Below are 25615 nucleotides of genomic sequence, written 5' to 3' on the forward strand. Positions count from 1 at the left end.
ATCGACGGGGAGAGACCACGATGCGCAAGGTAGTGCTGCTGTTGATCCTGCTGACCGGGCTGGCGCCCACCGCCTGGGCGGCCACGGTCAAGACCACCCATCGCACCATTCCCAGCTGGGATGGAACGCCTCTCGGGGCTTTCGTCATCGAACCGCAGGACGCGGGCAGCGGGCTGTATCCCTTGCTGGTGATGCCCAGCAGCTGGGCGGTGCCCAGCGTGGAATACGTGGGCGTGGCGCAGTCACTGGCCCGGCGCGGCTATGTGGTCATCAGCTATAGTTCGCGTGGCTTCTGGGAGTCCGGCGGCAGCATCGACATCGCCGGGCCGGCCACGGTCGAGGACGTCAGTGCGCTGATTGACTGGGCGCTGGACAACACCCGCGCCGACCCGTCACGAATCGGCGTATCGGGCATCTCCTATGGGGCCGGCACCAGTCTGCTGGCGGCGGCACGCGATCCGCGCATCAAGGCAGTGGCTGCACTGAGCGGCTGGGCCGACCTGCAGGCCTCGCTGTACAGCAACGACACCCCCAGCGCGCAGGGCATCGCGCTGCTGGTTGCCGCGGGCCTGGCCACCGGTCGCCCGGGACCGGAGCTGTCCACCATCAATCGCAATGTGCTGGTCGGCAACTACCAGGGCGCGGTGGACTCGCTGTTGCCGGTAGCGGCGCAGCGCAGCCCCGGGTCCAGCATCGATGAGATCAACGCCAACCAGCCAGCGGTATTCCTGGCCAACGCCTTCAACGACAGCCTGTTCCCGCCGGGCCAGCTGGTGGACTTCTTCAACCGTTTGAAGGGTCCCAAGCAGCTGCAGCTGCGCCATGGCGACCACGCCCTCAACGAGGCCCTTGGCGCTTTCGGTATTCCCAATGAGGTGTATGCCGCCGCGGGCGACTGGTTCGACCACTACCTGAAGGGGGTGACCAATGGAATCGACCGCCAGGCGACGGTGCAGCTGAAGTCGCAGAAGGGCAGCTGGAGCTACTATCCGGACTGGCAGGCTACCCGGACGGGCGCGGTCAGCTACGGGCTGACCCGCCGAGCGGGCTGTTACAACCCACCGGTGGACTGGTGGCGAACGGTGGCGGCACCGGCTGGAGCTACCGCATCGGCAGCGGCCTGCTGACGGCCGCCAACTCCGGCGTGGTGATGGCGTCCGGCGCGCTGCAGATGATCAACCTGCCACCGGGCGCGTATGTGCCGTTCGTCGGACGCAACGCCGCGGGAGTCTGGCAAGGGCCGATCTACTGGAGTGCGCGCCGTCTGGATGGCGCGCCGGAAGTGCGGATGACGGTCACGACAAGCCGCGCCGACACCACGTTGTATGCCTATCTCTATGCCGAGGACGTGCTGGGCAATGGCCAGCTGATCAGTCACAAGCCCTATACGCTGCGGGGTGCCACGCCGGGGCAGGCGAAGACTATCGACCTGCGGCTGGAGGCCAGCAGCTGGGAGGTGCCGGCCGGCAGTCGCCTGACCCTGGTGGTGGACACGGTGGACCTGCGTTATGCGGGCATCAGCCAGTTGGGTGGCACGGTAACCTTCAGTTCACCTGCGAACGCGCCGTCGGTACTGAAGCTGCCTTTGCACTGATGGGTCATCGCAGGTCCGGTGGATTCATAGAAGCGTCGCGGACACAGGGATCACCGGCGTCCGGTGTCAGGCGCGCCTCGATGTCCGGTGGAAACCGCGGAATCCTGCTGGTCTGCATCACCACCCAGCGCATGATCGTGTGCAGGTAGTTGAGTGGCAGCATCGTGAGCCACATGAAACCCGGGAGCTGCGCGTCTTCGGCGAAGATGCGCTCCTTGCCGGACGCGAAGCTCTCGCGCTTGCCGTCCAGCGGCATGCAGTAGTGCACCGCGTCCACGACGGCTGCCGGTCCTTCTTCCATGTAGCGCCGCAGGAACTCCCAGTGGGCATGCGCGTTCTCGATGCGGGAGGTCGCGATGCAGAACGCGAACGTCTCCCGTACTGTCACGCCATCCGCGTCCAGGGTCAGTCCGCGGACATCCCAGTTGTACCATCCGAAGGTTCCGGTTCCGCGGCCAAGCGTGAAATGGACCCGGTCCCAGGGCACGCTGAGGGTGGTGCCATCCAGCCGGAACACGTGTATCTGCCGGTGCTTGCGATCGAGCGCGATCGGATAGTAGGTCCAGCGGAACAGCTCGAGGCAAGCCACCCAGATGCTCGCTGCAGTGAAGGCGGCCAGCATCGCCATGCCGATGAATATCGCCTCCCACAGGCCGTTTTCGTTGGGTAGCCTGTTCACGATCAGCAACCAGAGCAGCATCAGCATGCCGCCCAGCCCAAAGGCAATGCCGATCGCGCCCAGCAGGGCTGCAAAGCCATGCGCGGCGAACCAGCGATCCACCGAAACCAGGCCGTTCGAATTCATCTTCACCACGCACAGCTGCGCCAACGGCACGACATCCAGCCGCTTCTTCTGCAGCAGGCGGTGCTCGCGTTCAAACGCATTCAGCGGGCGGTTGTTGGGAAACTTGCGCGTGTATCCGGTGTAATCCATGGGCGATCCCTGCGCCATTCCAGCGCCCGTTGGATTCTAGCGGGATTCTCCTGGGGGAAGATCAGCGACGAACGTCGAACGGGTGGCTCTCCATCAGTGCCCCGACTTCAGCTTCGCGAGCAGGGCTGAAGTCGCCGTGAATGGCGTGCTTCAACGCGCCTGCGGCCAGTCCGAAGCGCACGGTGCTTTCTGCGTCCAGCCCGGACAGCAATCCGTGCAGGATGCCGGCGGCAAAGGCATCGCCACCGCCGATGCGATCAACGATGCCGGGCAGCGGCCTCGGAGCGGCCTGCGCGCGGGTTCCATCGCGTCCCAGCAGCAGCGCGCCGAGCACGTGATGGTCGGCGCTGATCACCTCGCGCTGGGTGCAGGCCAGCCACCGCAGGTGCGGGAACGCGGCAAAGGCAGCGGCCGCAGCGGCCCCGGTTCGGGCGACCGCATCGTCCTGCGCGAAGTGCAGCCCCAGCACCAGTTCGATGTCCCGATGATCGGCAAAGACAATGTCGGCCTCGGCGAAGACCTCGCGCAGGATCGCCGCTGCGTCGCCATCCCAGCGTCGCCACAGTGACGGACGATAATTGCCGTCGAAGGACACCTGCACACCGGCCGCGCGAGCCGCACGCACCGCACCCAGCACCGACTCGGCCACGTTGGCGCCCAGCGCCGGACTCACGCCCGAGACATGCAACAGGTGCGCGCCGGACAGCAGGGCGGGCCACGCATGGTCACTGGCATTGCTGTTTGCGAATGCAGAACCGGCCCGGTCATACACCACTTCACTGGCGCGCTGCACCGCACCGGTCGCCAGGAAGTACAGGCCCATGCGGTCACCCGCCACTTCACGCACGGCGGCCACGCCCACGCCATGCCGCCGCAGCTCGGCCACGGCATGCCGGCCCAGCGCGTTGCCGGGTACCGTGCTGACCATCTGCACATCGTGGCCGAGGCATGCCAGCGAGACCGCTACGTTGGCCTCGGCGCCCCCCACGTGAACCTGCAGCTGCGGCGTCTGCAGCAGCAGTTCACGACCGGGTGCGCCCAGGCGCAGCAGCAACTCACCGAAACAAACGACGTGGCTCATCGGTTCTCTCTCACTCGGGGGCAGTGCAGCCCAGCATGCGCAGATCGATGGCATCGGCCATGCGCCGGTAGCCTTCGTCGTTGGGGTGCAGATGGTCGCGGGTGATCTCGTCGGGCAGCGATTCGGCTGCCTTCGGGTCACGCAGCGCGGCATCGAAATCGATGATGCCGTCGAAGCCGCTGTTGCCGCTGCGTGCCCACTGGTTGATCGTGGTGCGGGTGGCGGCGGACACGGGCTCGTAGCGCTCGGAACCGCCGAACGGGGTCAACGTACCCAGCCAAGCGCGGATGCCGTGCGCATGCAGCCGCGCCGCAACCTGTTGATAGCCCAGCAGCATGTCCGCCGCACTGCGTCCAGGCAGCGGCTGCGCGCCACCGCCGTAGCGGATGTCATTGATGCCTTCGAACAGGATCACCTGATCGGCATCGGCCACGGCGATCACATCGCGATCCAATCGAGACAGCGCACTGTGGCTGCGGCCATGGTCAAGCAGTTTGTTGCCGCTGATGCCCTGGTTGAGTACCACGAACCGGTTCGGGCAGGCCTGCTGCAGGCGCTGCGCCAACCGCTCCGGCCACTGGTTGAAGGTGCCGCGACGTGCGGTGGCGCCTTCCGTGATGGAATCGCCCAGCGCCACGATTACCTGGGGACGATCATCACGCTGCACCATCACTGCCGAGAACACGTTCTGCTGGTAGCTCAGCCGCACGCTGTCGGCGACGGCTGTCTGCCTGCCATCTGCGACCCGCAGCTCGGTGCGGCGCACGGCGGGGCGGGTGGGCTGCGGGAAATAGGCACTCACGCTGATCTCCTGCAGCGCCGCCACCGGCATCCGCACCGGGTCGCTCAGCAGCGCGGCTCCGACCGGCACCTCGATGACCGCGCGGCCATCCACCGTTACCGGCAGCGGTGCGGCCTTGCCGTTCTTCACTCCCACGCGCAGGTCCTCGACCCGCAGCGGCGCCGTGCCGAGCTCGTTGCTGATGCGCAGCCGCAGCGCATCGCCACGGCTGCTGACACGCATGTCCTGGCGCACGGTCTGCGCGGCGAACTGAACCGGCGCATCGGACGTTCCGTCCTTGCGGTCGGGCGCGGGCGCGGCCGTCCAGGCAGTGACCCACACGGGTGCGGCCCACGCAGCGGGCGCCGTCATGGCGGAGCAGAGCGTCAATGAAAACAGAAGTGTCCAGCGCTGCATGGGCAGGATTCCAGTCAGGAGAAGTAGGTGCCGCCGTTGACGTCCAGATTCGCACCGGTAATGAACGCCGCCGCATCCGAGGCCAGGAATACAGCGGCGTCAGCGGCTTCGTCCGGTGCTCCCTGGCGGCGCAACGGGGTGGCGCCGGCAACGGCCGTGCGTACTTCCGGCTTGGTGAATTCATCGTGGAAGCGGGTGGCGATCATGCCGCAGCACAGTGCGTTCACCCGGATACCCTTCGGCCCCAGCTCCTTGGCCATGGCGCGGGTGAAGGTCATCACCGCCGCCTTGGCGGTGGCGTAGATCGATGCGCCCGGGCCGCCACCATCACGACCGGCCTGCGAGGCGAAGTTGACGATGGCCGCGCCTTCGCGCATGTGCGGCACCACCGCGTGCGTGGTCAGGTAGGTCGAGGTGAGGTTCAGGTCCATCACGGTGTGGAAGAACGCCGGGTCGATGTCGGCCAGCGGCCGGCGCTGCACCATGCCACCGGCCACGTTCACCAGCAGGTCGATGCGCTCGCCGAACGCGGCCTGTGCCGCAGCGACCAGGCCGGCGACGGCCGTGGCGTCGGTGACGTCGGCACGGTGCACGATGGCCTGGCCACCGGCCGCACGGATCTGTGCCAGCGTTTCCTGGGCACTGGCTTCATCATTGGCGTAGTTGATGCAGACGCGTGCACCGGCGGCAGCCAGCTTGATCGAAACAGCGCGACCGATATCGCGGCCACCGCCGGTGACAATGGCCACCTTGTCCTGGAACGACATGCGGAAAACTCCTTGGTTTGCGGGGGAATTGAAGAGAGATGCAGGCTCAGCCGGCGCGGCGGTCGAGCTTGTGGATCGGGCCGGTCCACCACCACAGCGCGGCCAGCGACAGCGGCACCAGGGCGGCGACGAGGATGAAGATCGGCGCATAGGAGTGGCGGGTCAGCACCGGCACCAGCCAGGTGGTGATCAAGGTGCCGGCCACGGCGGCCAGGCCACCCAGGCCTGCCAGCGTGCCCACCGAGCGGCCGTCGAACAGGTCGCCCGGCAGGGTCTGGATGTTGCCGATGGCCACCTGGAAGCCGAACAGCACCGCAGCGATTGCCAGCACCGCCAGCAGCGGCTGGTTGGCCAGCACGGCACCCAGCAGGGCAGGAGCCATGACCACGCAGCCCAGCGTTATGGACAGCTTGCGGGCGCGGTCCACGCTGTGCCCGGCGCGGATCATCCGCCCGGACAGCCAACCACCGCTGAGGCTGCCCAGCATCGCGCCGACAAACGGCACCCAGGCGAACAGGCCGATCTGCTTGATGTCGAAGCCGAAGGTTTCAGCCAGATAGATCGGCAGCCAGGACACGAACAGCCACCAGATCGGGTCGAGCAGGAAGCGGCAGGCCAGCATGCCCCAGCTCTGCCGATGGGCCAGCAGCGAACGTACGCTGGCCTTCGGCGCCACCACCGCCTGTTGCCCGGCCTGGTCTTCCTGGATCAGCCGGTGCTCGGCATCGCTCACCCATGGGTGTTTGTCCGGCCCGGCGCGGTAGACAAACAGCCAAGGCAGCAGCCACAGGAAGCCGATCGCACCGACCAGCACGAAGGTGCCGCGCCAGCCAAGCCACAGGTACAGGCCGGCGATGGCCGGCGCGGAGACGATCGCGCCGATCGACGCGCCGGCGTTGAACACGCCTTGCGCCAATGCGCGCTCGCGCGCCGGGAACCACTCGGCATTGGCCTTGACCGCGCCCGGCCACGCCCCGGCTTCGCTGATGCCGAGCATCGCCCGCACCAGGCTGAAGGAGAGCATCGAATGGGTGATCGCGTGCAGGGCGATGGAGATCGACCACACGCTGATCGACAGGGCGAAACCCAGGCGCGTGCCGATCATGTCGAACAGGCGCCCGAACAGGAACTGGCCAGCGGCGTAGAACAGCATGAACACCGTCACCAGCAGGGCGTAGTCATCCTTGGTCGCGCCCACTTCCCTGGCGATTTCCGGCCACATTACCGCCAGTGCGTTGCGGTCGATGTAGTTGATCACCGTGGCCACGGCGATCAGGCCCACGATCAGCCAGCGCACGGCCGACCGTACCGGCACCTTGCGCAGGTTGGCCACCACCGCAGGGCCGTTCATTTGCCGTCAACCTTGCTGCGGTCCATGCGTGCATGGCTGCCGCTCCAGCGGTAGGCATGGCCGTCCACGCTCACGCTGTGCTCGCCCTTGGCGCTGCTGTCGTCGGCCACGCCGAGGGCGATTCGTGCACCGCTGGCCAGGCGCAGCTCGATCACCTCGGCATCGTTGCCCCGGCTGCGCACGATGTCCTTGATGCGGCTGTCCGCGCCGTGCACGTATTCGGCGGTGCCGTTGTACTCGCCGTGCGGCTCCAGCACGCTGAAGAAGGTCACGTCCTTCTGTCCGTCCACGCGCTGCAGCAGGGCCGGTTCGCGGCGCAGGTTGAATTCCGGATCGTTTGCGCCGCTTTCCACCAGCAGCGCCTGTGCCGGCGCACTGCTGCCGAAGCGGTAGGTGTAGAAGCGCCCGTCCAGCAGCCATGCCAGCGACCGCGGCTCGCTGCCGGGTTTGCTGCGTGCATCCAGCCAAAGGTGCTGGTAGCCGTTGTCCTTGCCCAGCACCGGGCGCTGGGCGGGGAAGTGTTCGGCTTCGAAGCCGGTGGTGACGATGTGGCCGTTGAAGTGCAGCGGCAGGTCGTAGCGCGCGGCCTTGCCGCCGTGCACCTGCAGCAGGTCCAGCGCGACCGGCAGGCCCAGGTCGGGATGGCGCAGCAGCGCCTGGGTGCGGGTGAACACCACGCCGGGGTAGGCGTCGCGCATCGTTGCCGAGGCAATCTGGGTATCGGCATCGGCCTGGAAGAAGCGCACCTGCGGCGCGTGTTCCTCGCCGCGTTTCCAGTCGCCCTTGAAGTGGCTCTGCTCGTCCACCACCAGGGTGTTGTGCGCCACGGTCTGCTTGGCCCAGCTGCGGTTCTCGGCCAGGTAGATGCCGCCGCGCTTGGCTTCCACGTTGAGGAAGCGGGCCGCGCCGTAGTCGGTCACCACTGGATTGCCGTTGTCGTAGAACAGCCAGTTGAGCTTGTCGAAGTGGCCATGGCCCATGCCCTGCATCGTGTCCTTCTGCACCAGCGCCTGGCCGCGTTCGCCGTTCATGCGCAGGATCGCCAGGCCGCCGCGATCGCCGTCGGGGCCATCGCGCAGCAGCATCGGCCGATAGTCGAAGGGCCTGGTCTTGTTCGCCGCCACCGCCTGCGCCACCTCCAGCCCTTCGGGTGACAACAGCAGGCGCTTCTGCTGCTGGGCCACGGACAGCAGGCGGTCATCACCGGTACGCGCATAGGCGATGCCGATGCCGGCCACCAGCTCTTCGGTGTCGATGCCCTTGTCCAGGATGGCGTCGTTGATCGGGAAGAACAAGCCGTTGTAGCTGGACTGCACCAGCACATCCACGGCCTTCAACAGCACGCCGTCGCGGCGCGCGAAGATCTTCCGCTGCGGTTCGTTGCGTTCGATGGCATTGGCGAACAGCAGGAACGGCGCCAGTGCATAGCGCTGGTAGTAGGGGCCTTCCTCGTAGTAACCATCGGGCGAGAACAGCAGGTCGATCTGCCGAAGAAAGCCGAATTGATCGTCCTTCCGACTGCCGCGCAGGGATTTCTCCACCAGCTCAGGGTCGCGCAGCACGTAGCCGGTCATGCCGGTGGCGGCCACCGCCCAGGTGGCGTGGTTGTGGATCTGGTCATAGTTCTTCGGCTCGCTGACGAGGAACTCGGCCATTGGCCGGAACACCTTCGATTCGATGGTGTCGCGGTCCTCGGCGGACAGCGCGTCGCGGATCGCGTCGTAGCCCTGGATGGCGTTGACCAGCCATACCGAATCGTTGAGCACCTGCCAGAACACGCGCCCGGGGATCTGCCCACGGCCTTCCGGGTGCGGGCCCAGCGTAGGGTAGAGCTGGGCATACTGCAGCAGCATGTCGCGCGCATAGTCCACGTAGGCCCTGTCGCCGGTCAGCCGGTACAGCGTGCCCGCCGCCAGCAGCGCCTGGTAGTTGCGCTTGTGCTGTTCATGGGTGCGCCCGCCGCCCTTGTCCTTGGGCACCGGCACGTCGATACCGGCCTTCATCATCTTCTTCAGCGTTGCCTCGGTGCGTGCCTGCTCTTTGGCAAACCACGGGTAGCGGCGGCCTTCGCTGGCCATCTGCTGCCATTGTGCGGCGGTGACCAGCACCGGCGCGGCTTCGGCCTGTCGCACGGCAGCAGTGGGGGCTGCGAACAGCGATGCGCTCGGCAGCAGGGCGAAGGGGGCGGCCAAAGCCAGGGAAACGAACAGCGGCTGCAACCTCATCGATCAACTCCAGTGCGGGTGCGTGACAGGGCAACTTCGCCCACCTTGGGATACCAGGCGACGCCGGTCGCCTCGCGCGCGGTCATCGCCAAGGCAGGATCGGCGCCCACGGCGGGCAGGGCAGACGTGGCCACCCACAGTCCGCTGGCAGCCTGCTGCAGGCTGACGCCACGGCCCTCTATGCCCCCCGGGAACACGGCGCTGGCTGCCGGCGACTGCACGTTGCCGCTGAAGTCGATGCCGGCCAGCGAACTGGCGGCAGTGGGCGGATTCCGGTTGTCGCGGTTGACGATCAGGTTGCCGGTGAAGCGGCTGTTGCTGGCGGCCACCACGATGCCCTTCGCCTCATCATGGCCGACGCCGAAACTGATCTTCGCCACGTCCACGAAGGTGTTGCGGCTGATCGCGGCATTCACCACCGGCGCATAGCCGGACAGCGGCGGATTGGCCTGCGCATCCATCACCGCCAGTGCCGAACGGTTGCTGGACCCGGCCAGCCGTTCAAAGTAGTTGTTGCTGACGGTCTGGTCGGCGTCGATGATGCGTACGCCGCCGGTGCCGGCCTTGTCATCGCCGAGGAAGACATTGTCGATCACCCGGTTGCCGTTGCCATGGCGCAGGGTGAGTGCTCCGGCGGAACGATAGAACACGTTGCCGCGGTAGGTGTTGCCGCCGGACTTATTGCTGATGATCTCGGTCTCGCCGTCGCAGCCTTCGAACCAGTTGTTCTCCACCGTGCTGTTGGAATCGCTCAGTGAGCTGTCGCTGGTGCCGACGCGGAGGGTTTCGCCGCCATTGACGCCCAGCGCCGGGCGCGGCCCGAACCAGTTGTGGTCGATGCGGTGCTGGTTGTCCAGACCCTGGGTTGCATCGCGCACCACCACGACTGTGGGTCCCGCATTGGTCTTGCCGCGCAGCTGGCTGTGGTCCAACCGATTGTGGCTGCCATACAGCGACACCCAGTAGTCCTGGTCGCTGGCATCGGGGTTGGTGTAGTCGTCGATCACCAGGCCAGTCACCCGGCTGTGGCTGGCCACCGCCTTGCTGGATTCGCGGAACGCCACCACCGCATCACCCGGCGCATAGCCGCTGCGGAACACCAGGTTGGACACCTGCAGGTAGCTCCCCGCCAGGCGCAGGTCCGAGCGCCCGCTGAAGATGACCTTGCCGGCGGTCTGCGCGCGCAGCACGATCGGGGCATCCGCCGTGCCCTGGCCCTTCAGCAGCAGCCGGGCGTCGGTCCAGGTGCCGTCAGCCAGCAAGATCTCATCGCCGGGCTGCAGTGCCGAGGCGGCGGTAGCGAACTCCGCGACATCGTGGACGAGCCAGCTGGCTGCACTTGCTGCTGGAGTGGTCAGGCACATTGCCAGACCAGTGGTCAGGCAAAACAGCCATGAACCATTGGATCGGTGACGCGCCAGCGAATGAATGCGCATGAAATCCTTCCAGGGACGGCCGGGCCGTCGTTTCAGGGTGGGCCTGCATACCACTTTCAGGTCTGTTGTAAGCCAGCTTTCGCGCAAAGTCATGCTGCATGAGCACATTAAATTGCGATCACCTGGTATGGATAAAAGGCATTTGAACAATCGCATACCAATTGGTTGACATTTTCATGTCGCCGTGCCGAAGCTGCGTCCCACGCCTGGCATGCAGGCGATCCTTTGGGAGGAGGAAACCATGCGGCGACCCGCCTTAGCAGTGCACAGCATCTCGTTGTCCCCTACACCCCTGATCGTGGCGCTGCTTGCCGCATTTGCTGGCCTGCCCGCTGCCCACGCGCAATCCGGCAAGGACGCGGCAGGGCAGGATCCCACCACGCTGGACCAGGTGCAGGTCACCGGCATCCGCGAATCGATGCAGAGTTCGATCAACAAGAAGCGCGACGACACCGTCATTGCCGACGTGCTCTCGGCCGATGACATCGGCGACCTGCCGGCGCCCTCGCTGGCCGACGCGATCGAGACCCTGGCCGGCGCCGCCTCGACCCGCGACAAGACCGGGGCCTCGGAAATCTCCATCCGTGGCCTGGGCGCCTTCCTCAGCAGCACCAACTTCAATGGCCGCGAGATCACCAACGGCAGTGGCGACCGCTCGGTGAACTTCAACATGTTCCCCGCCGAGCTGATCAATACGGTGGCCATCTACAAGACCCAGCGCGCCGACATCATCGAAGGCGGCGTGGCCGGCACCATCGGCCTGGAAACAGTGCGCCCACTGGAGTACGGCAAGCGGGCGGCGCAGATCGATCTGCGTGGCAGCTGGGCCGAGTATGACAAGAAGTACCGCGACGACGACGGCATCGGCTATCGCGGCACCGCCAGCTACATCGACCAGTTCGAGTTCGGCAACGGGCAGAAGCTGGGCATCTCGCTGGGCTTCCAGCGCCTGGATGGCACCGACCCGGAAGAGAGCATCACCAGCGGTTCCACCTGGTATGCCTGCGATGGAACGCAGAACGTGAGCAATGCCAACTGCAATGAAGTGTCCGCGCAGGTCATCGCCAACGGCGCACCTTATTACCTGGTGCCCAGCAGCCGCATCTACCGGCTCAAGCAGGAGCGCAACGACCGGCAGAGCGAGTTCGCCGCATTGCAGTGGCGGCCCAGTGACGTGGTTGAAGTGAACCTCGACTTCGAACACACCGAGCGCAACTGGTACGAGAACCGCAGCGACCTGAGCCTGTCCAACGCCCGCCGTGGCATCACCCGGCGCGAGGTGGACGAGGACGGCATCGTGCGCCACCTGCATGGCAGCACCTCGATTGATTCCACCTCAAACCGCTACTGGCGTGGCGAGGAATACACCGGGGGTGGCCTGAACCTGATCCTGCGACCGACCCCGGCCTGGGAACTGTCCACCGATCTTTCGTACTCGCACACCAATCGCCTCGACAGCGAGCGCATGACCCGCCTGCGCGCCAACCAGCGCGACGTCAACAATGCCATCGTGCCGGGCATCAGCAGTGGTGCCACCGGCTACGTAGACTATGACTGGGACTGGCGCGGCGAAGTGCCCAGTGTTGCACTGGCGCCGAACTTCGACCCCAACAACTGGGACGCCTACACCGGCGCGGCGCGCGTCACGTCCAGCGCAACGGAGAACGACCACAGGATCAAGGCCGGCCGCTTCGATGCCAGCTTCATGCCCGAGTCCGGTTTCTTCACCCGCATCAAGGGTGGCGTGCGTGCCAGCCAGGCCGACTACCGCCTGCGCGACAACACCCTGGTAACCGACTACGACCAGCGCGTGGCGGCCGACAAGGCGAAGATCATCGCCGCCAACCAGGCCTGCCGTGCGCCGTTCCCGCAGGATGACTTCATGGATGCCGCCAGCGGCAACACGATCTCCTCGTGGGCGTACTTCGATCCGGACTGCCTGTACCAGTCGTTCCGTGGCAGCCTCGACAGCGGGTTGGATCCGGGTTTCCAGGATCCGAACAATGTCGATATCACCGAGAAGACACGCGCGCTCTATCTGATGGGTGAGTTCAGCAGCAGCCTGTTCGGCTTGCCGGTGACCGGCAACCTGGGCCTGCGCTGGGTCAAGACCGACGTTCGCTCCGAAGGCGTGCGTACGGGGCTGCGTATCGAGGACAACGGTGACGGCACGATCCGCCTGCAACCCACCGGTGCGTACAGCACGCAGGTGTTCAAGGCGGGCAACGACAAGCTGCTGCCCAGCCTCAACGCGGCCTTCGAACTGCGCCCGGACGTACTGCTGCGGGTCGGTGCATACCGCGCTATGTCACGGCCGGACATCGCCGCGCTGGGCGCCGGGCGCACCATCAACGTCAGTAGTGATGCCACCTACGGCAATCTGGCCGACGCGCTGGATGACATCAGTGCCAGCGGCAACCCCGCTGCGCAGCCGCTGATGTCCTGGAACGGTGACCTCTCCCTGGAGTGGTACCCGAACCCGGACACGATGCTGGCCGGCGCGGTGTACTGGAAGCAGTTCAACGGCGGCACCGCCACCGCGCTGGTGCCTGAGACCTACACCATCGACGGCCAGAGCGTGACCGTGCCGGTGCGGCAGCAGGTAACCACCGACGAGGACAGCACGCTGACCGGCCTCGAGCTGACCGCCACCCATCGACTGTCTTACCTGCCCAAGCCGTTCGACGGGCTGGGCTTCAAGGTCAGCTACAACTATGCCGATGCCGACTACCAGACCCAGGATTCACGGCTGGGTGAGCAGTTGGCCGGTGATGGCACGATCATTCCGGCGATCGTGCCGCCGGCCGGTCTCAGCGGCTTCTCGCGGCACGTCCTGTCCGGCTCGATCTACTGGGACGTCGGGCGCTTCAACATCCAGGCCATCGGCAAGTTCCGCTCGCACTACTACCAGGACTTCACGGGCAACACCGCGCAGCAGAACCGCTACTACGATGACAACACCAGCGTGGACCTGCGCCTGCGCTACCGGGTGAACAAGCAGTTGTCGCTGTCGCTGGAGTTGATGAACCTGACCAACGAGCCGCGCGTGGCCTACCAGCCGCTTTATGGGAACTTCCGCGAAGTGGTGACCTACGGGCGGCGTGCGTATTTCGGTGTACGATACAAGTTCTGAACAGGGCGGCGCGGCCAGTGGTCGCGCCGTCGCTCCAACCGGACCCTTGCCGGCCGCGGTGGCAGGGCAGGGACCCGGAAGGAATTGAATTGCCAAGGGTCAGCCGCATGTCCGCCAACCGCCTTTACCAGACCATCGCTGCCAAGCTCCGCAAGCTGATCGAGGACGGCGAATTCCCGCCGGGCTCGCGGCTGCCGGGCGAGCGCGAGCTGGCCGAACGGTTTGGCGTCAGCCGGGTCACCATCCGCGAAGCGGAGATTGCACTGGAGGCACAGGGCTGGATTGCAATCCGTATCGGTTCGGGCGTGCACGTGAAGCCGCGCCCGACGCAGGCGTCCGGCGGGCTGCCGGATGTCAGCGCCTTCGACCTCACCGCTGCCCGCGCGGTATTCGAAGCCGAGGCTGCCGCGCTGGCTGCCAGCAATCTGGATGATGCCGGCATTGCCGAATTGCAGGCGTTGGCCGAAGCGCTGTGCCGTCGCGACCTGAGCGACGCAGAAGCCGGCGAGTACGACCGCCGGTTCCACCTGGCCATCGCACGGCTTTCCGGCAATCCGGTGGTGGAATTTTTCGTGCAGCAGATCTGGCGCATGCGCAGCGAACTGCCGCGGGTGACCGAGGTCTATGCCCGGGTCTGCCACGATGATGGCGCCAGCCGTGCCGACGAGCACATGGCCATCTTCGAAGCCCTGCGTGCGCGTGATCCGGTGGCCGCACGCAATGCGATGCGCCATCACTTCCAGCGCCTGTTCGAGGCCATGCTGCAGGCGACCGAAAGCCAGGCGCTGGAGGAGATCCGCCGGCGCACGCAGCAGGATCGTGAACGGTTCCTGGCCACGACGCGGATCTGAACGACGGAGCGGACACCGGCCGAGCGTCTGCGTGCCGCGACCTGGCCAGCGCCGGGGGTAATGGCTGTTGCATCGTTGAGCATGGCGGCGGGTGATCGCCGGTGATGTGTCATGCCAATGATGCATGCCGGTGCCGAGAGGGCAGCGATCATACTGCACCGTTGCGTTTCCATTGAACGATTCACGGCCGCGGCTACGTGCCCATTCGAATCTCATCCCCTGCGACGGCAGCCCGTATCCTTCCTGCATGCATTCCTTCTCCGATCTTCGCGGTCTCCCGGCAGTCCCCGCGTCCTCCGGCTGGGTGCAACGCGGTGAGCGCTGGGATCTATGGTGGAGCGGCCGCATCGTGGCCAGCATCGTCCCGCACGCAGTGCTCGGCTTCCAGGTGTACCTGGATGCACGCAGGATGTCCCCGGCCAAGGTGGTGCACGCGGTGAATGCGCGGCAAGCCCGGCGCTATGCCGAGCGCTGGTGCGCGGCTCGGCTTTGCCCCCGGTTGCGGCTGCGCGACGCGGTCGCCTGTCTTGTGGGCGCCGCGCCTTCGGCAGGCGCGGCGTGGCCGCCGCCGCTCACACGGGAGCAGCGCCAGCAGGCGCGCCGCCTGGCCGAGGCCGGGACAGGGGAGGTGGCACGCATCAAGCAGGCGCTCGCACCGCGGCAGCCTGCCAGGCCCTTGGGGCAGTTAACGTGTCAGGCGTGGTCGGTACCCGGCAGGACGCCCACAGCCCTGGCAAGCGCTACGCCGAAAGCTCCTCACGCACGATCCTGGCCCCTTCGCTGAGCGCGCGCAGCTTGCCCCTGGCCACGGTGCGGGCCAGCGGCGCCATGCCGCAGTTGGTGCTGGGGTAAAGCTTGTCGGCATCCACGAACTGCAGCGCCCTGCGCAGGGTGTCGGCCACTTCTTCCGGTGTTTCCACCGCGCTCGAGGCCACGTCGATCGCGCCTACCATCACCTTCTTGCCACGGACCAGCTCGATCAGGTCGATCGGCACGTGCGAGTTATGGCATTCCAGCGAAATGATGTCGAGGCTGGAGGCCTGCAGTTTCGGGAACGATTCCTCGTACTGGCGCCATTCCGATCCCAGCGTCTGCTTCCAGTCGGTGTTGGCCTTGATCCCGTAACCGTAGCAGATGTGCACGGCTGTCTCGCACGTCAGCCCTTCGATCGCGCGCTCCAGGGCGGCCACGCCCCAGTCGTTCACTTCGTCGAAGAACACATTGAAGGCCGGCTCATCGAACTGGATGATGTCCACGCCGGCCGCTTCCAGCTCCTTCGCTTCCTCGTTGAGGATCTTCGCGAACTCCCAGGCCAGCTTCTCCCGGCTCCTGTAGTGGGCGTCGTACAGCGTGTCGATCATCGTCATCGGGCCGGGCAGCGCCCACTTGATCGGCTGCGCAGTCTGGCGGCGCAGGAACTTCGCATCCTCCACGAACACCGGCTTCGGACGGCTCACGGCGCCGACCACGGTGGGCACGCTGGCATCGTAGCGGTTACGGATGCGCACGGTTTCGCGCTTTTCGAAGTCAACGCCGCTGAGATGCTCGATGAAGGTAGTGACGAAGTGTTGCCGGGTCTGCTCACCGTCGCTGACGATGTCGATGCCCGCGTGTTGCTGTTCCTGCAGCGACAGGCGCAGCGCATCCTGCTTGCCTTCAGCCAGGCCTTCGTCCTGCAGCTTCCAGGGCGACCAGAGCTTTTCGGGTTCTGCCAGCCAGGACGGCTTGGGCAGGCTGCCGGCGGTGGAGGTGGGGAGCAGTTTCTTCATCGGTGTCGGGTTGTCCTGGTATGCGAAGGGGAAATTGATGGATCAGCGCGCAGCCCACTGCTCAAGCACGGCGCGGTACGGCTTGATGAAGTGTTCTTCGGTGAACCGGCCCTGCTTGACCGCCAGCTGGCTGCGCTCTTCGCGGTCGTAGACGATGCGGGTGGACGAGTAATCCTGGTGCTTCAGGCTGGGCTGGTAGACCTTGCCGGCCACGGAATTGGCGTTGTAGATCTCCGGGCGGTAGATCTTCTGGAACGCTTCCATCGTGCTGATGGTGCCGATCAGCTCCAGGTTCGAGTAGTCGCCCAGCAGGTCGCCCTGGAAGTAGAACGCCAGCGGCGCGACGCTGCCCGGCGGCATGAAGTAACGTACCTGCAGGCCCATCTTGTTGAAGTAGTGGTCGGTGGCGGAGAACTCGCCCTGCCGGTACTCCACGCCCAGGATGGGGTGATGATTCTCGGTGCGGTAGTAGGTCCTGCTGCTGGAGACGCTGATGCAGATCACCGGCCCCTTGCGGAAGCTGGCGCGGTAGGCGTCCGATCCCACGAAGTGCTTGAACAGCTTGCCATGCAGGTCGCCAAAGCCTTCCGGAAGACCGAAGGTGGTCTTGCCCTCGTTGCTGGCCGGCAGCACCACGCTGAAATCATAGTCACGCACGTAGGACGAGAAATTGTTGCCGACGATGCCTTCGGTACGCGCGCCGGTCCGCGTGTCGACGATGGCCGGTTGCAGCACCTCGATCAACGGAAACGGATCGTTGCCGTCGGCGCCGTCGATGTGCATCTCCACCGAGATGATGTCCAGCTCGACGGCATAACGATCGGCGCTCGGGTTGTCCCAGTGCGCCAGGTCGTTGAAGCGGTTGTTGATCATGCTGAGGGTGTTGCGCAGGTTTTCCCGCCGGGAAGCGCCGCGCGCCAGATTGGCGAAATTGGTGGTGATGCGCGTGCCCTCGGCGGGCTGGTAGTCCTCGTTGAATGGGATGCGCGTGATGCTGAAGGTGAAGGTGTCGTTCGTCATGGGCGGCGTTCCGTGATGCGGGGTGACATCCGGATGCGGGGCGAGCGCATCCGGCATTCAGGGTGCTGCGGCAGCCTCGAGGGCGGCGACGGGATGGCGGGCCAGGGCCAGCAGTGGCATGGCTCGGTGGACCGCCAGTCGAGCGCGCTCGATCAGCGGTTCGTTGTGCACGCGGCCGTCGGCGAAATCGCGGTCGGTGGCATAGACGCCCAGCGGCAGGGTGCGGGCCTGGAAGAAGCTGAAGAGCGGCCGCAGCTGGTGATCGATCACCAGCGCATGGCGCTCGCTGCCGCCGGTCGCGGCCAGCAGGATGGGGGTGTCGACCAGCGCATCCTGGTGGATGAAGTCGAAGAAATGCTTGAACAGCCCGGTGTACGAGCCGCGATAGACCGGCGTGCTCACCACGAGGACATCGGCCTGCTCGACGGCAAGCAGCTGGCGCTCGACAGCCTCGGGCAATTGTGAGCGCCACAGGGCGCCGGCCAGCTGCGGGGCGAGCTCGCCGAGCTCGATCAGATGGTGTTCGCAATGGACGTCGTTGCCGATCACGCCCAGCAGATGCTCGGCCAGGAGGGTGGCCCGCGAGGGGCGCTGCAGTCCGCCGGACACGGCGACGATACGGAGAGGGCGGTGGGATGAAGGCATGACCCGATCCTAGTCATGCCTTTCCATGACGTAAAATGGTATTACTTCACCTATCCATGAGTGAGATTCATCGTCATGCTGGAGCGCATCCACCTCAGCATCGTGCAGCAGGTCGAGCAGCAGGGCTCGCTCACCGCCGCCGCCGGCGTGCTCAACCTGACCCAGTCGGCGCTCAGCCACAGCATGAAGAAGCTGGAGCAGCAGCTGGGTACCGAGGTCTGGCTGCGTGAGGGTCGCAGCCTGCGGCTGACCCAGGCCGGGCAGTACCTGCTGGCAGTGGCCAACCGGGTGCTTCCGCAGCTGGACCTGGCCGAGGAGCGCCTGCGCCAGTTCGCGCAGGGCGAGCGTGGCGCGCTGCGCATCGGCATGGAGTGCCATCCCTGCTACCAGTGGCTTCTGAAGATTGTCTCGCCCTACCTGGCGGCATGGCCGGACGTGGATGTGGACGTCAAGCAGAAGTTCCAGTTCGGCGGTATCGGCGCATTGTTCGGCTACGAGATCGACCTGCTGGTTACCCCCGACCCGCTGCTGAAGCCGGGCCTGAAGTTCATTCCCGTGTTCGACTACGAACAGGTGCTGGTGGTGGCCGGGAACCATGCCCTCGCCAAGGTGGACTACGTAAAACCGCGCCAGCTCGGCCAGGAAGTGCTGATCAGTTATCCGGTGCCGTTCGAGCGCCTGGACATCTACAACCAGTTCCTGCTGCCGGCCGGCATCACCCCGCGGCGCCACAAGGCCATCGAAACCACCGACATCATGATGCAGATGGTGGCCAGCGGCCGCGGCGTGGCTGCCATGCCGCGCTGGCTGGTGGAGGAGTACGCCACGCGCATGGACGTGGTGCCCGTGCGCCTGGGCGCCAAGGGCATCCCCAAGCAGATCTACCTGGGCGCGCGCGAGGCCGATACCGGCATCGACTACCTGCAGGCCTTCATCGAACTGGCCCGCAACAGCTCGCCGCTTGCCGGCAATGCACGCGAGGCGCGCTGATGCCGGTCGGTACCTCAGCGCACGCGGAAGCCTTCATCAACGCCTTTTCACTGGAAGTCAGCGCGAAGGCCATGCCTGCGCTGCGCGCCGAGGCGGATCGGATCCCGCGCGGTACGGTCATCTCCATTCCCTGGCTGGCCAGCGAGGATGACGACGCCCGCCTGGCCGCCGTGCGCACCGTGCGCGCGCTCGGATTCGAGCCGATGCCGCATCTCTCCGCGCGGCGCATCGGGTCACGCACAGCGCTTGAACGCTTCCTGGAGCGCGCCACCAGCGAAGCCGGGGTGGAGCGCTGCCTGCTGATCGCCGGTGACCTCGCGACGCCTGCCGGGCCGTTTGCCGACAGTGCTTCGATCATCGAGACCGGGCGTCTTGAGCGTTTCGGCATCAAGGTCGTAGGTATCGGCGGGCATCCGGAAGGCCATCCGGCGATGAGCTGCGACGCTCGCTGGCAGGTACTCGAACGCAAGTGCCAGGCCATCGAAGCGCGCCGCATGGCGCCTGTGATCGTCACCCAGTTCGCCTTCGATGCCGGTGCCGTGCTGGCCTGGCTGGATGCACTGCGCGCGCGCGGCATCAGCGTTCCGGTGCTGGTCGGCGTGCCGGGCCCGGCCAGCGTCTCTCGCCTGCTGCGCTACGCCGCGATGTGCGGCGTAGGCGCCAGTGCATCGATGCTCGCCCGGTACGGCATCTCGATCGGCCGCCTGCTCGGCACGGCAGGGCCGGAGGTGTTCGTCGATCGCCTGGTGAAGGGGCTGACCAGCGCGCATGGCCAGGTCAGTCCGCATTTCTTCCCGTTCGGCGGTGTTGCGCCGTCGCTGGAGTGGGTGGCGCAGTACCGGCGGCGCATTTCCATCAGCCAGCGCCGATGATCTGCGTCATGGCATGGATCGCGTTGTCCGGGTGCCGGGTTGATCCAGCGAAGGCGCCGGCCTGGAAAGCCTCCCATTGCAGCGACGCATGCCCAGGTCGAGGCGCTCTGCAATGCCCTGCGGGTTGATGTCTCCGGCGCGATTGATCAGTACGACGAGCGTTCTTCGATCGGTGGGACGGTGCCGGAGATACCCGGTAAAGCCTGCGGTCCCGCCGCCATGGCCGACTACCTTTCCGCCATCGGAAACTTCCCAGCCGGCCCCCCAGCCCGCCTTGCTGCCATTGGCGAGGAGTGTGTCGCACCACATCCGCTTCAGGGCCGCCTCGGGCAACAGTCGATGCTGGTCCAGCGCCACAGCAAAGCGCGCCATGTCGTCGATGCTGGCGAGCAGGCCGCCGGCGGCCCATGCCGAGCCCGGAGCAGTGGGCGGTGGTGCGCGCCAGTGGCCATCCTGGAACAGATGCCCCTGGGCAATCCGGCGCCGATCGTCTGCACGACGCGGTCCCGCATCGCGCATGCCCAGCGGCGACAGTATCTCCTCCTGCAGAACCCGCCAGTAGTCCATGCCGGTTGCATGCTCTATGGCCAGGCCGAGCAGGATGTAGTTCGTATTGGAATAGGCGTGCCGCGCACCGGGCGCAAACGCCAGCGGCCGCTCGGCCACCTCTGCGAGCAATTCACGGGGGGCTGGATTCGTCGGCATCAACCGCAGGAAATTTTCTTCATTCAGATAGTTGGGAATGCCTGAGGTATGGCTCAGCAGCTGCAGCAGCGAAGTGGATGCCCATGCGGAAGGCAACCCTTCCACGTACTGGCCGATGGGCGCGGTGACGTCGAGCAGATGCCGCTGCTGGAGCCGGAAAATCAGCAGGGCCGTGAACAGCTTGGTGATCGACCCCAGTTCGAACACGGTATGGCGATCAATCGGTGCAGGTCGGGTGTCATCGAGCCGCCCGGTCGTGCACAGCGCGGCAATGCGCCCGTGATCGACCAGAACGGCCGCCATGCCAGGCTGCCGTTCGGCCTGCAGCAATGCGGTCAGCGAACCGCACCCCGCCAACGTCGCCCGGCTCGCCAGCGCCGACGGTGCTGACAGGCCGAAGCCAGTGGCCAGCACCGCCGCACACAGGCGACGTCGAACAGGGTCGTGGTACATGCACGTGGCTCGCAGCGGCGTCGTGGTGATGGTAGCGCGGACTGAGGGCCGGCCCGCGCAGGGTGCACCGGGTGAATCCACCCCGACAGCTGCCGGGGACGCGCAGCATGCCGGCGGGTCATCCGCGATGGCTGACAGCTGTCACTGGCTGCAACCCGGGCGGAAGCGAATAGTGAGCGCCAATGCGAGGGCACCTCGCCACCACTCAGCCACCACTCATCAAGGGGACCGCTCATGAACATGCTCCAGCAACTCGCCTCGCAGACGCCGATCTGGGTCTGGCTGCTCCTGGCCTTCCTGGTCACCCGTGGCATCGCCGCCATGAAGCCTGCAGAAACCTCGCTGCACAAACTGGCGATCGTGCCCGCGCTGTTCGCCGTCTGGGGCGCGTGGTCGATCAGTCATCGCTTCGGCGCGTCGCTGGCCGCCTGGAGCGAGTGGCTTGCCGGCATAGCCACGGGCGCGGCACTTGCCTGGCTGCTGCTGAATCGATTGAAGCTGACGCTGGACCGCAGCACCGGCAAGCTCTGGCGCAGCGCGGACTTCAGCCTGCTGCCGCTGCTGCTGGTCACCTTCCTGGTGAAGTACGGCTTCGAAGTCGCGTTTGCGGTGTCGCCGTCGCTGTCCGCCAGTGCCGGCTTCAGTGCCGCCTACCTGCTGCTGACGGGCGGGTTCACTGGCATCTTCGTCGGCAAGTACGGCCGGTACCTGGCCTCGCTGCGGATGGATGCGGCAGGCAAGGGGCTGGAAACCGCAGGCTGATTGACCTGGTAGTGCCGGCCGCTGGCCGGCTTCCCCATGCAGCGTTGCGCGGGGCTGGCGCAGGCGTCACGATGCCCGCCACTGGCCAACACCGGAAACGCTGACGTCATGAAGACCACATCCTGGTTCTGGATCAACGTGGCCAGTCACTTCGGCATTGTCGCAGCCCTGGCTTGGCTGCCCGCACGGTGGACGGGGCAACTTGTGGAAGCCCTGGCCGGGACTCAGCCGGCTATCGGCGACACCCGCCATTTGGCCTTCATAGGCTCCATGTTCGGCTTCTGCGTGACCGCACTGATCCTGATGGGGGTGTTGACTGTCACCGGCGAACTGCTGGGTTTCTCCAGGCCCTATGCGCGACGGTCGGAGGCCCAGAACGAAGCGCAGGCCGTCCACCGGAAGGTACTGCTGACTGCATTCGCCACGCTCTCATGGGTGGCCGTGGGATCGCTTGCAGGTATTGCGTCGATCTTCGCGGCCTCGTCATGAAGGGCGACCCTGTCAGCGCCCAGTGTGCCGGAACGGATGGGTGCGTGAACTGCGGGACTGCTCACGCCTCCCCACGCCACTGGCTCATCAGCATCTGCAGGAATCGCTCCGCCGTGGGCGAGAGCAGGGCGCCGCGGCGGCGGACGATGCCGATCGTGCGCGACACCACCGGGTTGCCGATCGCGCGTGTCACCAGGGTGGGGTGATCCCCATCTGGCGTGGCCATCTTCGGTAGCACCGACACGCCGATGCCCGCCTCGACCATGCCCAGTGACGTCGACAGGTGGGTCACTTCGTAGTGCCAGCTCAACTTGAGGTTCTCGCGCGCCAGCGCGCCGTCCAGCAGCGTGCGGTTGCCGCTGGTGCGATGCACGGTGATCAGCTGGTGCTCGGCCAGATCAGCCCATTCCACTTTGCGCTTGCGGGCCAACGGATGATCGCGCCGGCAGGCGAGGACGAAGGGGTCCTCAGCCAGCACGTCGAAGTCGAGATTCGGATCGTTGGCGCCCATGAAGTTGATGCCGAACTCGACTTCGCCACGTTCCACTGCCTGCAGACCCTCCGTGGCCGGGATATCCAGAATGCGGAAGCGAACGTTCGGGTGCGCTTCGTGGAAACGCGCCATCACGCTGGGCAGGAAGTAGAACGCCGCCGTCGGCAGGCAGGCGATGGTCACTGTCGCGCCGCGGGTGTCTTCGCGGCCGCGCAGCGAGAACAGTGATCCATCGAATTCCTCCAGCATGCGGCGCACCAGCGGCAGCAGGTTCTCGCCGACAGCGGTGGTACTGACGCTGCGCGTGGTGCGCTCCAGCAGCGGCGAGCCCACCGCCTGCTCCAGTTTCTGGATCCGGCGGCTGAGTGCGGGCTGGGAGACGTGAAGGATTTCCGCGGCCCGATGAAAGCTGCGTGTCTCCGACACCAGCAGGAACGCACGCAGATCGAGGATTTCGCAATTGATGCTCATCAGGTATCAATCATCCAAAAATCAGCAATTCACAGATCAATTGGGGTCATGCCAGTATCGAATCACAGAGGGGTCATTCATCCCCTATACGCATCAATCTAGCACACGTATGTCCAACGATCTGCTCAGCATTCCCTGCGTGCTCATGCGCGGCGGCACCTCCAAGGGCCCGTTCTTCCTGGCCAGCGACCTGCCGGCGGACACCGCCGAACGCGATCGCCTGCTGCTGGAAGTGATGGGCTCGGGACATCCGCTGCAGATCGACGGCATCGGCGGTGGCAACGCGCTGACCAGCAAGGTGGCGATCATCGACCGCTCCAGCCGCCCGGACGCCGATGTCGACTACCTGTTCGCCCAGGTACGGGTCGAGCAGCAAGTGGTGGATACCTCGCCCAACTGCGGCAACATGCTGGCGGCCGTAGGCCCGTATGCCATCGAGCGTGGGCTGGTGCAGGCGCAGGATCCGCAGACCGAAGTGCGCATCCACAACGTCAACACCGGCAAGTTGATCATCGCCACGGTGGAAACGCCGGGCGGCAATGTGGCCTACCGCGGTGATACGCGCATTGCCGGCGCGCCGGGCTCAGCCGCGCCGGTCAGGCTGTCCTTCCTTGATGCGGCAGGCGCCCGCACCGGCAAGCTGCTGCCCAGCGGGCATGCGCAGGAAACCATCAATGGCGTGCCGGCCAGCCTGGTGGACTGCGCCATGCCGATGATGCTGGTGCGTGCCGAAGACCTGGGCGTGCGTGGTGATGCCTCGCCCGCCGAACTGAACGCGGACGCGGCGTTCATGCGCCGGCTGGAAGCGCTGCGCATCGAGGCGGGCGCCCGCATGGGCATCGCCGACGCCGGCAACAAGGTCATTCCCAAGCCGGTGCTGCTGTCGGCGCCGCAACAGGGCGGCGATCTGCAGGTGCGCTATTTCATGCCGCACCAATGCCACACCGCACTGGCCATTACCGGCGCGGTCGGCCTGGCCACCGCCGCCGTCACGCCGGGCACGCTGGCCCACACTTTGGTCGGATGCCGGTCCGTTCCCGGCAGCATTACCCTCGAACATCCGAGTGGGGCCCTGGAGGTGGGCCTCAGTCGCAGCTCGGGCGATTCGCCGGTGATTGCCAGCGTGGTCCGCACCGCACGCCGCTTGTTCGAGGGGCGCGTGTACGCGACTTCGCCCGCGCCCGCCACGGCCAGTGCCACCCAAGCCCGCCAATGGACGTCAGCGGCATGATCTGAACCCGGACGGGCCTGCGTAGACGCGCATGCCCGCCATTACAACGTAGATGCTTCACTCCTGGGAGGGATGATGTACAAGCAGTTCTTGATGGCCGCGCTGTGCGTGGCCGGGCTGGCCGCAGCCGGATGCAGCAACAGCGGGCGCGTGGAAGGCGCGGCCGCCGGCAGCAGCGACAACGCACCGGTGCGCATCAGCGTCGGCTCCTACAACCTCAACAACCTGCCGTTCTTCATTGCCGACGCCAAGGGCTACTTCAAGGACGTCGGCCTGCAGGTGAAGACCGAGAACTTCGCCCAGGGCGGCTCCAAGGTGCTGCAGGCGCTGGTGGCCAATTCCACCGACGTAGCCGTCGGCTTCTACGACCACACCATCCAGATGCAGGCCAAGGGCAAGGACGTGGTGGCCTTCGTACTGCTCTCGCGCAACTCCGGCCTGGTGATGGCCGGCCGCGAGGATGCCACGTTCGATCCGGCGCGCCCGGAGACCATCAAGGGCCAGAAGGTCGGGATCACCGCACCGGGCTCCTCGTCCGACTTCTTCGTCCGTCACTTCCTCGCCCAGCACGACATTCCGGCCGACAGCATCTCGTTGATCGGGGTCGGCTCGGGCGCCGCAGCAGTGGCCGCGCTGGAGCAGGGCAAGATCGACCTGCTGGTCAACTATGATCCCGCCGCCACCCTGATCACCGAGCGCAAGGTCGGCAGGATCCTCCTCGACGCGCGCAGCGACGACGGCGCCCGCCAGGTCTATGGCGGCCTGTACCCGACCTCGGTGATGTACGCCAACCAGAGCTTCCTGGACAAGCGCCCCGAAGCGGCCGAGAAGATCGCCCGCGCCGAGCAGATGGCCTTGAAGTTCATCGCCGACAACAGTGCTGAAGACATCGTCGCTGCGCTGCCGGACAGCTACGTCTCCGGTGACCGCGCCACCTATGCCCGCGCGGTGGAGAACGCGCGCGCGATCTTCACCCGGGACGGTCACTTCACGCCTGCCGATCTGGAAACACCGCTGAAGGTGCTGCGTGAGTTCAACACGGATGTCGCCAAGGCCGATATCGATCTGTCCCGGACCTACACCAATGCCTTCGTCGAGCGTGCCAACGCTGCGGCGCCGGCTGCCCAACCGTAAGCGGAGGTAAC

Annotated in this window: 20 protein-coding genes and 1 pseudogene; 9 read left to right on the forward strand and 12 right to left on the reverse strand. The window is 66.1% G+C overall.

Annotated elements, in window-relative coordinates:
• Window positions 1-20 precede the first annotated feature (20 nt).
• Window positions 21-1594, forward strand: a pseudogene (locus tag ROV95_RS13180) (alpha/beta fold hydrolase).
• A 4-nt stretch (window positions 1595-1598) separates the two neighbouring features.
• On the opposite strand, the gene ROV95_RS13185 reads toward ROV95_RS13180, so the two are convergent.
• From ROV95_RS13185 to ROV95_RS13215, 7 genes are read right to left on the reverse strand one after another with little or no spacing between them, the layout of a single operon-like run.
• Window positions 1599-2546, reverse strand: coding sequence for a DUF6708 domain-containing protein (locus tag ROV95_RS13185; RefSeq protein WP_312544786.1), 948 nt, complete (start codon window positions 2544-2546; stop codon window positions 1599-1601).
• A gap of 43 nt (window positions 2547-2589) precedes the next feature.
• A complete protein-coding gene (locus ROV95_RS13190) occupies window positions 2590-3609 on the reverse strand; it encodes a sugar kinase (protein ID WP_312544787.1) in 1020 nt (339 codons plus the stop codon).
• Between the two features lie 10 nt (window positions 3610-3619).
• The gene (locus tag ROV95_RS13195) at window positions 3620-4807 is read right to left on the reverse strand and encodes a GDSL-type esterase/lipase family protein (protein ID WP_312544788.1); all 1188 of its coding nucleotides are present in this window, start codon (window positions 4805-4807) and stop codon (window positions 3620-3622) included.
• Between the two features lie 14 nt (window positions 4808-4821).
• Window positions 4822-5574, reverse strand: coding sequence for a glucose 1-dehydrogenase (locus tag ROV95_RS13200; protein WP_021202372.1), 753 nt, complete (start codon window positions 5572-5574; stop codon window positions 4822-4824).
• Between the two features lie 46 nt (window positions 5575-5620).
• Complete coding sequence (locus ROV95_RS13205; protein WP_312544789.1) at window positions 5621-6925, reverse strand: MFS transporter; 1305 nt, start codon at window positions 6923-6925, stop codon at window positions 5621-5623.
• A complete protein-coding gene (locus tag ROV95_RS13210; RefSeq protein WP_312544791.1) occupies window positions 6922-9150 on the reverse strand; it encodes an oligoalginate lyase in 2229 nt (742 codons plus the stop codon). Before ROV95_RS13210 ends, ROV95_RS13205 begins: the two co-directional genes overlap by 4 nt.
• Complete coding sequence (locus ROV95_RS13215) at window positions 9147-10586, reverse strand: polysaccharide lyase 6 family protein (protein ID WP_312544792.1); 1440 nt, start codon at window positions 10584-10586, stop codon at window positions 9147-9149. Before ROV95_RS13215 ends, ROV95_RS13210 begins: the two co-directional genes overlap by 4 nt.
• 241 nt (window positions 10587-10827) lie before the next feature.
• Between ROV95_RS13215 and ROV95_RS13220 the strand changes: the two genes are divergently transcribed.
• Together ROV95_RS13220 and ROV95_RS13225 are read left to right on the forward strand one after the other, a co-directional pair.
• The gene (locus ROV95_RS13220) at window positions 10828-13719 is read left to right on the forward strand and encodes a TonB-dependent receptor (RefSeq protein WP_312544793.1); all 2892 of its coding nucleotides are present in this window, start codon (window positions 10828-10830) and stop codon (window positions 13717-13719) included.
• A 107-nt stretch (window positions 13720-13826) separates the two neighbouring features.
• Window positions 13827-14570 (forward strand): FadR/GntR family transcriptional regulator, encoded by a 744-nt coding sequence (locus ROV95_RS13225; RefSeq protein WP_155029575.1) that lies wholly within the window; start codon window positions 13827-13829, stop codon window positions 14568-14570.
• Between the two features lie 740 nt (window positions 14571-15310).
• Here the strand turns inward: ROV95_RS13225 and ROV95_RS13230 are convergent.
• The 3 genes from ROV95_RS13230 to msuE are packed head-to-tail and all read right to left on the reverse strand — an operon-like array spanning window position 15311 to window position 18004.
• On the reverse strand, window positions 15311-16339 hold the full coding sequence (locus tag ROV95_RS13230) for a methionine synthase (RefSeq protein ID WP_019659754.1): 1029 nt from the start codon (window positions 16337-16339) through the stop codon (window positions 15311-15313).
• Window positions 16340-16381: 42 nt separating this feature from the next.
• Window positions 16382-17359 (reverse strand): DUF1852 domain-containing protein, encoded by a 978-nt coding sequence (locus tag ROV95_RS13235; RefSeq protein WP_312544794.1) that lies wholly within the window; start codon window positions 17357-17359, stop codon window positions 16382-16384.
• Between the two features lie 57 nt (window positions 17360-17416).
• Window positions 17417-18004 (reverse strand): FMN reductase, encoded by a 588-nt coding sequence (gene msuE, locus ROV95_RS13240; RefSeq protein WP_155029573.1) that lies wholly within the window; start codon window positions 18002-18004, stop codon window positions 17417-17419.
• Between the two features lie 75 nt (window positions 18005-18079).
• Here msuE and ROV95_RS13245 point away from each other — a divergent pair, with 75 nt between their 5' ends.
• Both ROV95_RS13245 and ROV95_RS13250 read left to right on the forward strand, forming a co-directional pair.
• Window positions 18080-18994, forward strand: coding sequence for a LysR family transcriptional regulator (locus ROV95_RS13245; RefSeq protein ID WP_053443057.1), 915 nt, complete (start codon window positions 18080-18082; stop codon window positions 18992-18994).
• Window positions 18994-19866 (forward strand): methylenetetrahydrofolate reductase, encoded by an 873-nt coding sequence (locus tag ROV95_RS13250; RefSeq protein WP_312544795.1) that lies wholly within the window; start codon window positions 18994-18996, stop codon window positions 19864-19866. The genes ROV95_RS13245 and ROV95_RS13250 overlap by 1 nt, the downstream gene beginning before the upstream one ends.
• Before the next feature lie 6 nt (window positions 19867-19872).
• Here ROV95_RS13250 and ROV95_RS13255 read toward each other — a convergent pair whose 3' ends face one another.
• Entirely contained in the window at window positions 19873-21024 is a 1152-nt protein-coding gene (locus ROV95_RS13255) for a serine hydrolase domain-containing protein (RefSeq protein ID WP_312544796.1), read from the reverse strand.
• Window positions 21025-21258: 234 nt separating this feature from the next.
• On the opposite strand from ROV95_RS13255, the gene ROV95_RS13260 reads away from it, so the two are divergent.
• Complete coding sequence (locus tag ROV95_RS13260; protein ID WP_155029570.1) at window positions 21259-21786, forward strand: DUF6622 family protein; 528 nt, start codon at window positions 21259-21261, stop codon at window positions 21784-21786.
• A 108-nt stretch (window positions 21787-21894) separates the two neighbouring features.
• Window positions 21895-22275 carry a hypothetical protein gene (locus ROV95_RS13265; RefSeq protein WP_019337724.1) on the forward strand — a complete coding sequence of 127 codons (381 nt, stop codon included), beginning with the start codon at window positions 21895-21897 and terminating at the stop codon, window positions 22273-22275.
• Between the two features lie 61 nt (window positions 22276-22336).
• On the opposite strand, the gene ROV95_RS13270 is transcribed toward ROV95_RS13265, so the two are convergent.
• The gene (locus tag ROV95_RS13270; protein ID WP_010485668.1) at window positions 22337-23239 is read right to left on the reverse strand and encodes a LysR family transcriptional regulator; all 903 of its coding nucleotides are present in this window, start codon (window positions 23237-23239) and stop codon (window positions 22337-22339) included.
• Window positions 23240-23348: 109 nt separating this feature from the next.
• Here ROV95_RS13270 and ROV95_RS13275 point away from each other — a divergent pair, with 109 nt between their 5' ends.
• Both ROV95_RS13275 and ROV95_RS13280 read left to right on the forward strand, forming a co-directional pair.
• Window positions 23349-24470 (forward strand): 4-oxalomesaconate tautomerase, encoded by a 1122-nt coding sequence (locus tag ROV95_RS13275; RefSeq protein WP_019659747.1) that lies wholly within the window; start codon window positions 23349-23351, stop codon window positions 24468-24470.
• A gap of 75 nt (window positions 24471-24545) precedes the next feature.
• The gene (locus ROV95_RS13280; RefSeq protein ID WP_111098466.1) at window positions 24546-25604 is read left to right on the forward strand and encodes an ABC transporter substrate-binding protein; all 1059 of its coding nucleotides are present in this window, start codon (window positions 24546-24548) and stop codon (window positions 25602-25604) included.
• The last annotated feature ends 11 nt before the right edge of the window (window positions 25605-25615 follow it).

This window comes from Stenotrophomonas maltophilia group sp. msm1 (genome assembly GCF_032025805.1).
Taxonomy (GTDB): Bacteria; Pseudomonadota; Gammaproteobacteria; order Xanthomonadales; family Xanthomonadaceae; genus Stenotrophomonas; species Stenotrophomonas hibiscicola.